General features: G+C 41.7%; 14 protein-coding genes. All 14 read right to left on the reverse strand.

Features of this window, described 5'->3' with window-relative positions; translation table 11 throughout:
- Nucleotides 1-68: 68 nt before the first annotated feature.
- A complete protein-coding gene (locus H7T92_RS05295) occupies nt 69-956 on the reverse strand; it encodes an ROK family protein (protein ID WP_049498131.1) in 888 nt (295 codons plus the stop codon).
- Nucleotides 957-971: 15 nt separating this feature from the next.
- On the reverse strand, nt 972-1,889 hold the full coding sequence (locus H7T92_RS05300; protein ID WP_118398156.1) for a dihydrodipicolinate synthase family protein: 918 nt from the start codon (nt 1,887-1,889) through the stop codon (nt 972-974).
- Between the two features lie 31 nt (nt 1,890-1,920).
- Nucleotides 1,921-3,027 (reverse strand): Gfo/Idh/MocA family protein, encoded by a 1,107-nt coding sequence (locus H7T92_RS05305; protein WP_201037265.1) that lies wholly within the window; start codon nt 3,025-3,027, stop codon nt 1,921-1,923.
- Nucleotides 3,028-3,052: 25 nt separating this feature from the next.
- A complete protein-coding gene (locus tag H7T92_RS05310; RefSeq protein ID WP_037599884.1) occupies nt 3,053-3,886 on the reverse strand; it encodes a carbohydrate ABC transporter permease in 834 nt (277 codons plus the stop codon).
- Nucleotides 3,886-4,770 (reverse strand): carbohydrate ABC transporter permease, encoded by an 885-nt coding sequence (locus H7T92_RS05315; RefSeq protein ID WP_006595263.1) that lies wholly within the window; start codon nt 4,768-4,770, stop codon nt 3,886-3,888. Before H7T92_RS05315 ends, H7T92_RS05310 begins: the two co-directional genes overlap by 1 nt.
- 53 nt (nt 4,771-4,823) lie before the next feature.
- Nucleotides 4,824-6,173 (reverse strand): ABC transporter substrate-binding protein, encoded by a 1,350-nt coding sequence (locus tag H7T92_RS05320; RefSeq protein ID WP_201037266.1) that lies wholly within the window; start codon nt 6,171-6,173, stop codon nt 4,824-4,826.
- A gap of 113 nt (nt 6,174-6,286) precedes the next feature.
- Complete coding sequence (locus tag H7T92_RS05325) at nt 6,287-6,739, reverse strand: NanQ anomerase/TabA/YiaL family protein (protein ID WP_201037267.1); 453 nt, start codon at nt 6,737-6,739, stop codon at nt 6,287-6,289.
- A gap of 162 nt (nt 6,740-6,901) precedes the next feature.
- The gene (locus H7T92_RS05330; protein WP_003015341.1) at nt 6,902-7,600 is read right to left on the reverse strand and encodes an N-acetylmannosamine-6-phosphate 2-epimerase; all 699 of its coding nucleotides are present in this window, start codon (nt 7,598-7,600) and stop codon (nt 6,902-6,904) included.
- Between the two features lie 169 nt (nt 7,601-7,769).
- A complete protein-coding gene (locus H7T92_RS05335; RefSeq protein ID WP_201037268.1) occupies nt 7,770-8,156 on the reverse strand; it encodes an ABC transporter permease in 387 nt (128 codons plus the stop codon).
- Nucleotides 8,157-8,469: 313 nt separating this feature from the next.
- Nucleotides 8,470-9,522, reverse strand: coding sequence for a zinc-dependent alcohol dehydrogenase family protein (locus H7T92_RS05340; RefSeq protein WP_201037269.1), 1,053 nt, complete (start codon nt 9,520-9,522; stop codon nt 8,470-8,472).
- 163 nt (nt 9,523-9,685) lie between these two features.
- Complete coding sequence (locus tag H7T92_RS05345) at nt 9,686-10,009, reverse strand: hypothetical protein (RefSeq protein WP_003009394.1); 324 nt, start codon at nt 10,007-10,009, stop codon at nt 9,686-9,688.
- Nucleotides 10,009-10,314, reverse strand: a complete 306-nt coding sequence (locus H7T92_RS05350) for a hypothetical protein (RefSeq protein ID WP_201037270.1) — start codon at nt 10,312-10,314, stop codon at nt 10,009-10,011. Before H7T92_RS05350 ends, H7T92_RS05345 begins: the two co-directional genes overlap by 1 nt.
- A 13-nt stretch (nt 10,315-10,327) precedes the next feature.
- The gene (locus H7T92_RS05355; RefSeq protein WP_201037271.1) at nt 10,328-10,885 is read right to left on the reverse strand and encodes a hypothetical protein; all 558 of its coding nucleotides are present in this window, start codon (nt 10,883-10,885) and stop codon (nt 10,328-10,330) included.
- A gap of 251 nt (nt 10,886-11,136) precedes the next feature.
- Nucleotides 11,137-13,788 (reverse strand): bifunctional acetaldehyde-CoA/alcohol dehydrogenase, encoded by a 2,652-nt coding sequence (gene adhE / locus H7T92_RS05360; RefSeq protein ID WP_201037272.1) that lies wholly within the window; start codon nt 13,786-13,788, stop codon nt 11,137-11,139.
- Nucleotides 13,789-13,906 lie beyond the last annotated feature (118 nt).

A 13,906-nucleotide genomic window follows, 5' to 3' on the forward strand; every position in this document is an offset into this window, starting at 1 on the left:
GATCAGGTTTTCTTCGTCTTTCATGCTTTTTGTGATGAAGCAAAAACAAGTCGTCAGTGCGACTTGTTTTATGTTCCATGTTTTTGTCTAAAGTGGTAGTAGGCCCCCAACATACCCGCAGCGTTTTGATGGTGAGCAAATTCTAAACGGATCTTATCTGCTAGGCTAGGAACCAGTTCCGCACACAGAGCTTGATAGATTTTTGGCTTGAGGATGGCTTCCTGGGCCATAATCCCCCCTCCAAGAACGATGACCTCTGGATTGACCACATAAACGATATTGGCCAGTCCTTTGCCAAGGTAGGTCACCATTCGATCAATTCCAGCCATACAGATCTTATCTCCTTCTGTTGCCTGCTTAAAGATCCGGCGGCCATTCCACTGTTCCACAGGATCACCGTGATGTTCTGCCACATACTCGACCAAAGCCGTCGTTGAAGCTAGATCCTGAAAGGCACCATCTGGCAAATGAAGATAGCCAACCTCACAGGCTGAATTGCTAAAGCCATGAAAGACCTGACCATCGAGCAAGAGGCAACCGCCGATCCCTGTCCCAATCGTCAGACAAACAGCATTGTTCGATCCTTTTGCATGGCCTGTGGTGACCTCTGCGAGACCGGCACAGTTAACATCATTTTCAATCTCGCAAGGGATCTGAAAGGTCTCTTCGATTTCCTTTTTGAATTGGGTGCCTGCATAGTTGGGAATTTGTGGGCCGGCATAAAAGATTTCTCCCTTATCAGGATCTACCATTCCGGCCGAAGAAATCGCCACCCCTGCCAAGGGATGCTTCTTCAAATAACGGGCTACGATTTCCTTTGTTGTGTTAAGAATGTGAGGTCCTCCTTTTTGAGCCTCCGTTGGCATTTCATGGGTCTCTAGGAGTTGCCCTTTTGCATCGGCTAGACCATACTTGATACTGGTCCCTCCGATATCAATTACAACATATGGATTCATCTAGACCTCCTTTGATTAAAGGAATCTGGCTTTTGTGTCCTGAATGAGTTGAGCAGCACGTTGAATCACTTCTTGATCCGCTTCTACTACTGGCGTCAAAGGGGAGCGAACAGATCCCAAGTCCAAACCTTCATTAATGCGCAAAACCGCTTTGATGACCGCATACATATTGCCATGAGCAGATGTCAAGACTCCAATAATGTCATTGATGGCAAACTGCAAGGCACGCGCAGTCTCTAAGTCTTTCTCAACAATCAGCTGATTGAGCTTCAAGAAGAGTTCTGGCATCGCACCATAGGTACCACCGATCCCAGCATGTGCTCCCATGAGACGGCCACCTAAGAATTGTTCATCTGGGCCGTTAAAGACAATGTGGTCGTCGCCTCCTAAAGAAGCAAAGGTTTGAATGTCCTGAACAGGCATCGAAGAATTTTTCACCCCAATCACCCGTGGGTTTTTCAACATTTCCTTGTAAAGGCTCGGTGTCAAAGCGACCCCAGCCAATTGCGGGATATTGTAGATGACAAAGTCTGTATTGGGTGCGGCTGCACTGATTTCATTCCAGTAGTGGGCCACACTGTATTCTGGCAAGCGGAAATAGATCGGCGGAATGGCTGCAATGGCATCCACTCCTAGTTCTTCCGCATGTCGTGCCAATTCTACGCTATCCTTGGTGTTGTTGCAGGCTACGTGAGCAATGATAGTCAATTTCCCTTTAGCCACTGCCATCACTTCTTCCAAGATCAGCTTGCGATCGGCCACGCTCTGGTAGATACATTCGCCAGAGGATCCGTTGACATACAAGCCCTGCACACCTTTCGCGATAAAATATTCTACCAGCGCACGTACCCGCTCCGGGCTAATTTCTCCTTGGTCATCATAGCAGGCGTAAAAAGCGGGGATGACTCCTTCATATTTTTTTAAATCTGACATATTTTCTCCTTTTGTCGTATCAGTAATGTTATTAACCCATGATCTCTGATAATTTAACTTTTCGGTCCTCATTAATGGAACGAGTACAAGCATCAGCAGATGCAATTGCTTCTAGCGCCGCTTCTCCGGTTAATAGTTTTTCAAATTCTTTTGATACAGGAGCACCATTCATTATGTCATGAAGATATTTCATTTCTTTATCAATAACAGATGAAAGCCACAATGGAGTTCGTTTCCCTGGTTTACCATAAGCAATGGCACCATCCATCTCAGTGCTATGATAAATTCTTGTACGGTCATCATCTTCTTCCTGAGATTCATGAATTAAGAAATATGATTCTTTTCCATCTACTTTCAGAGTACCTTTACAATTAAATAGGTCTAATTTTATAGCACCCTTCGTCCCCTGAATCAGAACGTAGTGTTCTCCCCAACGATAGGCAGAACCCCATTCAAGCAAGGCAAATCGCTTGCCAGGGAATTCCATATTAACAAAAATCATGTCATCTTCATCACCAAAGTTTTCTCCTTGGTGAGCTACATTTCCACCTGTCATCGTAACTGTTTCAGGAATCCCTCCCATTAAAAATTGAACGCAATCCAACTCATGGATATGGTGGTAAAGATGTCCCCCTGATTTTTCACGAATTTTTTTCCATGAAATAGATGGTTGTTGTTCTTCCCAGCCATTTCTCGCTGTATGACAGTACAAAACATCTCCAATAACCCCTTGATTGATCAATTCTTTAGCATGATGAACACCATTAAAGAAATTCATAATGTGACCAGCCATGAAAATCACACCATTTTCTTTACATGTTTCTACCATCTCTTTACAATCTTCATATGATAAAGCAATCGGTTTTTCACAGAAAACATTTTTTCCATTCTGAGCAGCTTTAATAACGGGTTCTTTATGCAGATTATTAGGAGAAGCAACAATCACGCAGTCCACATCATCACTTTGAACCAATTCATCTAGTGACGAAGCCACTCGTGCTCCTAATTCTTCTGCTACAGCTTCTGCATTTTCTGGATCATAAACAACTGTAATTACTGCACCTTCATTTTTTTTCATATATCTTGCCAATTCAGCACCAAAGTATCCTGTGCCAACAACACCATAATTTACAACCATTGTTTTACTCCTGTTTCTATTTTTACTATTTTACGGATCCTTCAGAAAGACCACTTGCGATTTTGTTTTGGATAATTGAGAAGAAGATGATTGAAGGCAATACTACAATTACAGATGCCGCCATCATATCTCCCCAATCCAGTATTTCCGAACCGTTTAATGAACGCAAAGCTACTGCAACCGTCATCTTGCTTGTATCGTTGATCAAGATCAGTGCGTAAAGGAATTCATTCCATGCATTGATAAAGGTATAGATAGCTGTGGCAACAATACCTGGTGCAACAATTGGTAACACCACTTTATAGAAGGTAACAAATTTATTTGCGCCATCTATTTTTGCTGCTTCCTCGATTCCAATTGGAACTGTTTGGAAGAATCCTACTAACAACCACACTGCATAAGGGACACTAAACGAAAGATAAACAATCATTAAACCAATTAAACTATTGGTTAATCCAACTTTTGCAATGGCAATAGAATAAGGAATTGCCAACAAGATCGGAGGGAAGATATAGGTAATGACTAGCAACCGAGACATGATTGCCCCTAATTTTGGAAAGAAGCGAACAATACCGTAAGCAGCCATTGCAGAAATAATAATAGCGATGACAGTTGTCGTTAATGCGATTAATAAGCTATTTTTTATATTATTTATAAAATGTAGGTCATTAATAACATGCGTAAAATAATCGAGAGTAAACTGTTTAGGCCAAAATCTTGTTGGAAACTGGGTTAATTCACCTTTTCCTTTCACAGAAGATAGAAGAATCCAAATTAAAGGAAAAATTGCGATAATAGTTGAAATAACTAAAACAACATGTGACCCAATATCAAGGAGTACATTTGTTCTTCTTTTCATCATTTTCTACCCTCCTTCTCCCATTTACTAATTACTCCAAAGTAAATGAAACATACTGCCAATAAGAAAATAAATAGCAAGACTGTTACCGCTGAGGCACGCCCAAGAAGTTTTGTTCCCCAACCGAGATTATATGCAAATATTGGCAATGTTGTTGTTGCGTTTGAAGGGCCACCACCAGTAATCAGATAAATAATATCAAAGTTATTAAAGATCCATACTGTTCTCAGTACAACAAGTAATCCGACTACTACTTTAATGTGAGGTAAAATAACAAATCTAAAAACTTGCCAACTGGAAGCTCCATCAATCCTAGCGGCTTCAAACTGTTCCTCCGGAACCGTTTGTAAGGCAGATAGAACATTGACCATGATCATAGGGGCACCAAACCAAATATTAATAAATACTAAACAGATAAAGGCCCAGGTACTTTCTGTCAAAAATCCAGGAACATGATTCATCAGTCCTAATTTCACAATCAAATTAGGTAGATAACCATATACTCCATTTAAGATCCATTGCCAAGAGAAGGCAATGACAATTGTTGGGAAGGCCCAAGGAACAATCAACAATGTTCTATATAACTTCTTAAAGCGTCTAACTCTATGCAATGCAAGTGCTAACACAAAACCAACAAGCACTTGTCCCAAAAGAGAAAAGACTGTCCATTTAAGGGAGTTAAAGAAGGCATTGTAGAAATTAGGATCCGATAAAACTGCTTTGTAATTTGCTAATCCTACAAATTTATACCGCGGCATGATCAAATGTTTGTTTGTAAAGCTAAAATAGATGCTGGAGAAAAATGGGTAAACAAATAATAGTCCAACAATGATAATAGCAGGTAACACAAACACCCATCGAGTCAAATTTCTATTTTTGACCATATGCTTTTTCCTCTCTAAAAACAGAGGCTACATTATTGTAGCCTCTGCTATTATTATTTAACATCAACTGCTACAGTTTCGAATAAATCGTTCAATTGTTTTTCTGCATCCTTAGCAGCCTCCATTGGATCTTTACCATTTGTAATAATATCTTGGAACATTTGTTCAATAATGTGTTGGTTTGTTAACATTCCAGCTTGAACACTTGGACCATTTTCATATCCAATAGCTGTACCTTTTTCTGCTGCTTTTGTAATAACTTCTTCTGCATGTTGGAATTTCTTGCGAACGTCATTATCTTTATAGGCTGGATCATCACTAATTCCTTTGATGGCAGGCAACATTCCAACAGGAGTTGAATCTAAGAAGCTAATATAATCTTTCTTTTCATACAAAGATTCTAAGAATGCTTTCGCTACTTCTGGATGTTTTGAATTCTTCCAAACTACCAATGGAATATTAGAAGTTTCAATACCATAATCTTTATCTGATTCTTTTATTTTTGGAATAGGGTAGGCGTCAATCGCATCAATCAATTGAGGGCTATTTGCTTGAATACCACCTACATGGAAGCCTGAGTTAAAGTCAAAGGCTGTCTTTCCTTGATAGAACAAAGTAGCTTGTTGCAAGACATTAAAGTTCAATGAATCTTTCGGAGAAAATTCTTTGTACATCTTCACCCAATATTTAATTCCATCTTGAGCCAGTTTGCTTGTCAAGTTAGCTTTCAAATCTTTTGTCAACAGGCTACCACCGCCACTTCGTACATAGAAATTCAAGAAGCGTGTCCCCATCATATCATTTGTCCCGAAGGGAACAGATAATCCATAAACTCCATTTTCTTTTAATTTTTTAGAAGCTTCATACAACTGATCCCATGTTTTTGGAACTTCAATATTATATTGTTTCAATAAATCAGTGCGAACCCACATAACTTGAGCATGTGAGTACAAAGGCACGGAATAAAAATTGCCATCAACCTTCGCTTCATCTAATGCTGTTTTATTAAATTTATCTTCTCCGATTTTCTTAACGGTATCATTCAATGGAACTAAAGCATCTGAATTTACCATTTCCATAACTTGGTTTGGCAAAGCTGTACTAATATCTGGAACATTGCCATTTGCTAATCCAGTCGTCCATTTTGTATAGAAGTCATTCCATGAAAATGTCTCAATCTTGATTTTAACCTTTGGATGCTTCTTCATGAACTCATCAGCTGATTTTTGAATACTTTCTAACCGAGGCCCCTGAGTAAATGAGTGCCACATTACAATTTCACCAGATAATTCTCCAGTTTTATTACTTCCTTCTGCATCATTTTTTGAAGATGAACATGCAGTGACAAACAATGCGAATAACGCGAGAACCAAAGCGAAAAGAATTTTCTTACTATTTTTCATTGTTTTCCTCTTTCTGTTTTAAATACAAAATATGTAATCAGCGCTTTGAAGACTTAACTTCTCCGAAAAAACTAACTATATTGCCTATCTCCTCCATTTTCTATTTAAGACATCTAATCAATCGCAATTTTGAATAAATATTTTCTGACTGTTTCTTCCTGACCTGAATAACCATTTGGTTGGTGAGGTTCCCCAGGGAAGAAGACTGCAAAATTATGATAACCCAAATGAAGTGGATAGAATTTCTCACAATGAACAAAGCCAATATCACTTGCTTCATCAAATGGAATAGCTTCATCTAGGATACGGGAACCGTAGCTAGAGAATTCATGCCCTTCAACTAATAAATGAAGGTCGGCATAACGGCGATGATGTTCAAAGCGATCATTTTTATCTTTGTTAAGGGTGTTTTCTTGAACAACGAGAAAGACCTTGTCACCATCGATATCATATCTCCCTAGCTCAAAAGAATCTTTCCGGTGTTCATAGAGAAAATCAATCGCTTGATCCAGATTAGGATGAATCCCTTTGTACAATTTTATGTTTGTTAAATCATCAAATATCATCTATTTCTCCTTTTACACTAGATTTATGTTACAGAAAGTTAAGCAAATATGACTTCCTTCTTGAAATCTTCATCGTTATCCCTTCACTGAAACATTCTCATTAAATGAATTCGACTACTCTCTATTCGGTCTCCTCCTCCTTCAATCTACTGTTTTGTTTTCTCATTTTAAGGCTGCGACGAAGCGCTCTGTAATCTCTTTTGGTCGGGTAATAGCGCCACCTACAACGATGCCGCGAACACCGAGATCATGGATTTTCTTGGCCTGATCAGGGTAGTGGATCTTGCCTTCTGCGATGACATCCACTCCTGCTTGGCAGAGACGATGAATCAGTTCAAAATCTGGACCATCAACCTTTGGACTGTAGTCCGTATAGCCCGAAAGGGTCGTTCCGACAAAGTCCACTCCCGCTTCGACAGCTGTCAATCCTTCTTCCAGAGTAGAGATATCAGCCATCAAGAGTTGGTCTGGATATTTCTCTTTGACTTGATGGATAAAGTCACTAATCGAAAGGCCATCATGACGCGGACGTTTGGTACAATCAAGAGCAATGACCGCGATATCCAAAGCTGCCAACTCATCGACTTCTTTCATAGTAGCCGTGATAAAGGGTTCTTCAGGTGGGTAATCACGTTTGATAATCCCAATGATCGGTAACTTGGTCACTTCCTTGATTTCCTTGATATCTCGGACACTATTGGCTCGGATTCCGACAGCTCCACCCTGCTCAGCCGCTTTGACCAAGAGAGGAATAACTCCTCCTGCTTCTGTATAGAGCGGTTCATGAGGGAGGGCTTGACAAGAAACAATGATGCCGTCTTTGATTTGTTCAATCAGTTCATCTTTTGTAATCTTTGACATAACTCCTTCTCCTTTGATAATAAGGCAACTCGAGTACTTGTAAATTGATTATAATCTATTTTTAAAGCGCTTACAATATTAATCGTGCAATTGGATTATAGTTTCACATTTAGGGGAAAATAAAAAGATCTCTGAAACTAGTTTCAGAGATCTAGGACATGGTGATTCCCTAGGTCATCTTTTGAGTCGCTTTTTCCTTTACGACAAATACAAAGCCGATAGAGCCGACGACGGCTCCAAGCAAGATCCAATAGACCATATCCGATGAAGCAATTGGCCCTGCCAAGAGACCTGCTAATAAAAAGAGATCGATATACAGTCTAGTATCGCGATAGAAGGTCCAATTGAAATGGTAGCTACCTTCTGGGTACTGCCGTGTCGATACAGACGGTTGAAAGACCTGCAGAAGAATCAAAATCCCTACAAAAGCAAGATAAGCTAGGCTAACTACCGAAAGCGGAGCCTGCATCGTCATAACCACAGCTACTATAAGCAAGACCAAGAGCCAGAAATGGAAGTCCATCCAGAATTCACGATGATAACAAAACCGTTTCATAAATTCACACCTTTCTCTTAATATAATCGTTTTCTACATTTATATTATAAGACAAGGAATTTTTTTTTGCAAGGAATCATGGGCTATTTGGGGTTGAAAATAGAGAGTGGGACAGAAATCGGTAATTCGTTAGAATTCGATTTCGTCGTCCCACCTCCGCACAGTTGAGTAGGGCTGTAAAAGCTGATGAAATCAGCGTAGTAGAGCCCACTCAACCACTGCGTCTTGCTCGACAATCTAAAAACAAAAGAGAGGCTAGGACTTTTGTCCCAGCCTCGTCTAAAAAAACTATGAACAAATATTAGTTGCCACTTCATTCACTGATATCATTTTCGATAATAACCTTGAGTGCATTGTTTTCACCCGCATGTTTAAAGACATCATAGGCCTTTTCGACTTCTGAGAGTTTGAAGTGGTGGGTAATGAGCTTGGTTGCATCGATCTTACCAGATTTTAAAACATTGAGCAACATTTCAGTGGTGTTGGCATTGACGAGACCGGTGTTGAGGGTAATGTTCTTGATCCACAATTCGTCCAAATTGAAGCTAACTGGTTTTCCATGGACACCGACATTGGCGATGTGACCGCCGACAGATATGACGTTTTGGCAGACATCAAAGGTAGCAGGATAACCCACACATTCCATTGAAATATCGACACCACGACCATCCGTCACATCATTGATAAAGGCCTTGATTTCAGCAATATCGCTGGAGCAGATGGTGTGAGTTGCCCCAAATTTCTTAGCTGCTTCAAGACGAGATTCAGATAAGTCCACCATGATAATCGTAGCTGGTGAGAAGAATTGAACGGTCAAAAGAGCCGCAAGGCCAATCGGACCAGCTCCAACGATACAGACATTGTCCCCTGGTTTCACATGAGATGGAAGCACCCCAATTTCATAAGACGTTGGGAGAATGTCTGAGAGCATGACCAAGGCTTCGTCGTCCACAGTCTCAGGCGCATGATAAAGACTACCATCAGCATGTGGAATGTGGACATACTCTGCTTGGGTTCCGTTGATCAAGTGACCCAAAATCCAACCACCATCTTCACAGTGAGAAGGCAAACTACGTTTACAGTAGTAGCAGGTATTACAAGCTGTGACACAAGAGATGATAACCTTGTCGCCCACCTTGAAGTTATTCACTGCATCGCCGACTTCTTCGACGATCCCGATTCCTTCGTGGCCTAAAATTGTGCCTTCCTTACAAGCTGGCACATCTCCTCCTAGGATGTGAAGGTCTGTCCCACAGATGGTTGTCTTCAAGACACGCACAATGGCATCCGTTGGATTTTTGATCACTGGTTTTGGTTGATCCAGCAGTTGCAGATTGCCTGCAGATACATAAGTTGCAGCTTTCATAAGCGACTCCTTTTCTTTGTTGGTTTGATAAAACCATTTTATTTTCGTTTCTTTGTGAATATTATAACATATTAAGTAAACGCTTACAAGATTTTATGAGCACATTTTTAAAAGTTTTTTGAGCAAACAAAAACATTCCTCTTATCTCTACCAGAGGAATGTTTCAATCACCTTGTTCTAATTGTTGACGCTGCTTATAGTACTCTTGCTGTTCGCGCTCACGCTCTTCTTCTAAACGCTCTTCATAGCGCTTGAGTTCTGCCTCAAACTCTTCTTGCAAGGCAAATAAACGCTCCAAGCCACTTTGAGCCTCCGCACTTGGGGCTTGAAAATGCAGGGCACTTAGCCAGTCCACTAAATTTTCTGTATGTTGGCGGACATCCATACGCATATCCGCATAATCCCACTCCAACTCACTAAGCTTTTGATTGAAGCGGTAATGTCGATCTTCTAGTTGTTCTAATTCACTATTTCCTGAATGGTACATCACATACCTCCTTTAATCGGACTCAATAAAATCGGCTTCTTCACTGATTTCAGTGCTGTTTCTACCGCGTCCGCTGCTCCTCCTGTAAATCCATCTTTCAAATCACTAACTAGGGTCGTTGTAGCAAAAGAGCGCATCTTTTCGGATTGACCGCCCAAGCTTACCTGCAAACTCATCGCTTCCAACATCATCAAGGCTTTTTGCGTTGCAATCAAACTTCTGATCGCAATCCGCTCTTGCTCCTTTTTAATCTCTCGATGGAGCTCCTCAATTCGTTCTCTGTCCTCTCCCAGGATCTCTAACATCTTTTTCTCCTACTTATGAAAAATCAAAGGCCGTCGCTTGTCCCTTGTCCAAGTCCACCAATTGAGCTGATGCAGCCTCCAGCTGACCTGCCAAATCTGACAAGCGAGTGGAGTAGGCCTTTGCTTGGGCGAGGTTTTCCGCCTCTACTGCTTGGTCCCAACAAGTATCCATGGAGAACTCTCCTAATAGTTGCTCCACTTCTGCATCTGTTAAAAATTGGGCCATGCTGTGGGCCATTTGTGACACCTCAGCGACCTTATGAGAAACCGTCTCCTTGGCCTCTTCCAGCTTATCCTTGACTTCTGCCTCAAAGACAGTTGCTTGCGCTGAAGCATTCTGCGCTACCGCCAGCACCAATTCCTCCCGCAATTGAATGGTCTGGGTTCCAGATGCGCCTGCCAGTTGCTGATGGAGGCTAGAAATGCTTGGCTTTTCCTGCCCATACATGGAGACCACTGAAGCAGATGATGGCTGATTTTCTGAAGTGGAAGTTTCCCGATCTCGTTGGGGCATTTCAATAATTTTCTGTGCCTGATCTTGTCTTCCTTGCACGTCACCTTCTAACTCCATTTGAGATGGCCTCCTTTCTTGGATTTATTTTTTCGTTTCCTATAACTGAAAAAGGATCATAACCCTTCAGCTACAGGCAGATTCACACACTATAGGGTAACATAAAATAGCTCGGAATGCTATAAAAATAACACAATTTCTGAAAAAAAGTCTAATTTTTTATGAAAAAACGAGTTTTGGACCCAAATAGCAAAAATCCCCCGCTCTTTCGAGTGGGGGTAGCTGATAAACATCAGTTGTTCCTTGGCGTCTTATTTACGACGTCCTGGACGTTCCTTGTAACCATAGTAAGCATCTTCGATGATTTCTTGCATATGGTCTACCATTGGAAGACGTGGGTTAGCTGGTGAACATTGATCTTCATAAGCAAGGAAGGCCAATTCACGAGAATGTTTCTTCCATTCTTTTTCATCGATGCCTTGTGCTTTGAAATTCATTTCGATACCACAGCGTTCACCGAGTTCGTATACAGCTTTTGCGTAAGCTTCAACGGCTTCTTCTGGAGTAGAGCATGGAAGTCCTAGCATACGAGCGATATCTTGGTATTTTTCATCTGCACGGTAGTAGTTGTACTTAGGCCATGTAGCTGTCTTAGCTGGGCGTGTACCGTTGTAGCGGATAACGTATGGAAGCAAGATGGCATTGGTCCGTCCGTGGATGGTGTGGAATTGCGCACCGATCTTGTGGGCCATTGAGTGAGAAATACCGAGGAAGGCATTGGCGAAGGCCATACCTGCGATGGTTGACGCATTGTGCATCTTTTCGCGTGAATGGAAGTCCGCATTCTTGACTGAGCTTTCCAAGTTTTCAAAGACAAGTTTAATGGCTTGAAGGGCAAGACCATCTGTGAAGTCGCTAGCCATTTGTGATACGTAAGCTTCTGTCGCGTGCGTCAAGACGTCCATACCAGTGTCTGCTGCAACAGATCCAGGAACTGTCAATACCAAGGCAGGGTCTACGATGGCAACTGTTGGAGTCAATGAGTAGTCTGCGATTGGGTATTTACGGTTGTTTGCTTTATCAGAGATAACGGCAAATGGAGTTACTTCAGATCCTGTACCAGATGTTGTTGGGATAGCGATGAATTTGGTCTTCTTACCAAGCAATGGGAACTTGAAGGCACGTTTACGGATATCCATGAATTTTTGTACCAAGTCACGGAAGTCCACTTCTGGTTGTTCGTAGAAGAGCCACATAACTTTGGCCGCATCCATTGGTGATCCACCACCAAGAGCAATGATGGTATCTGGTTTGAAGGCACGCATGATCTCCGTACCACGTTCAACAGTTGTGATATCTGGATCTGGTTCTACGTCTGCAAAGATTTGGTAAACTACCTTATTGCGACGAAGGTCAAGCTGTTCGATGATACGATCAAGGAAACCAAGCTCTACCATAGCGTGGTCTGTAACGATCATGACACGTTCAACGTCACGACATTTTTGTAGGTATTCAATTGAATCACGTTCAAAGTATGTTTTTGAAGGAAGTTTCATCCATTGCATGTTATTTCTCCGGCGTCCGACTTTTTTGATATTCAAGAGGTTGATGGCACTAACGTTGTCCCCAACAGAGTTACGTCCGTAAGAACCACATCCAAGTGTCAATGATGGCAAGAAGGCATTGTAAACATCCCCGATACCACCGAAAGTCGAAGGAGAGTTGCAGATCACACGAATAGCTTTAACTGCTTTACCAAATTCTTTGGTCAATTCTTCATCAGCAGTATGGATGGCTGCTGAGTGACCAAGACCGTTGAATTCAACCATTTGGCGAGCTTTGTTAATTCCGTCTTCACGGCTTTCAGACTTCAAAACAGCGATGACTGGTGACAATTTTTCACGAGTCAACGGTTCTTTTTCGCCAACTTCTTTACATTCTGCTGCAAGGATATTGGTTCCTTCTGGAACAGAGAAACCAGCTTGTTCAGCGATCCATGCTGCTGGTTTCCCAACGATGTCCGCATTCAATTTCGCACCTGCACAGTTTTTGCTGTTGGCTTTTACACCAAAGCAGAACTCTTCAAGAAGGGCTTTTTCTTTTTTGTTAACAAAGTAAGTATGGTAAGATTTGAATTCTTCAACAAACTCATCGTAGATTTCTTTATCGATGATAACCGCTTGTTCAGACGCACAGACCATACCATTGTCAAATGATTTAGACATGACGATATCGTGTGCTGCTTGGCGGATATTGGCTGATTTTTCAACGTAAGCAGGAACGTTTCCGGCACCTACCCCAAGAGCTGGTTTTCCACAAGAATAAGCGGCTTTTACCATGGCGTTACCACCGGTCGCAAGGATGGTCGCAACTCCTTCATGGTTCATAAGGGCACTAGTTGCTTCCATAGAAGGTTGGGCAATCCATTGCACACAGTTCTCAGGTGCTCCAGCTGCAATTGCCGCATCGCGTACGATTTGTGCCGCATGAGCAGATGATTCTTGAGCAGATGGGTGGAAGGCAAAGACGATAGGGTTCCGTGTCTTCAAGGAAATCAATGCTTTAAAGATTGCTGTTGAAGTAGGGTTGGTTGTAGGAGTGATCCCGCAGACAACTCCGACTGGCTCTGCAATCAGCGTTAAACCAGTGACGTCATCTTCTGAAATGACACCAACTGTCTTGGTGTGACGCATGTTATTTACTACGTGTTCACAAGCGAACAAGTTCTTCGTCGCCTTATCTTCAAAGACCCCACGACCAGTTTCTTCATAGGCATGAAGAGCGAGCTCACCGTGAGCGTCAAGAGCCGCCACAGATGCTTTCGCCACAATGTAGTCTACTTGCTCCTGATCCAATTTGCGCATTTCTTCAAGCGCCACCAGCGCTTTTTGCACCAACTCGTCTACGTGTTTTTCAGCAGCGAGTTTCTTTTCTTCAGGTGAGAGAGTTTTTTTATCAGCCATTTGATGCTTTCCTCCAATGTTTGAAACCCTTATCCTTTTCTAGAACTTTTTCATGTTTTCTGAAATTTTCAAGAATAGTGTAAGAAATTTCGATTTGTTAATTATTTCACAATATAAT

Origin of the sequence: Streptococcus parasanguinis, assembly GCF_016648855.1 — a bacterium.
GTDB lineage: Bacteria > Bacillota > Bacilli > Lactobacillales > Streptococcaceae > Streptococcus > Streptococcus parasanguinis_L.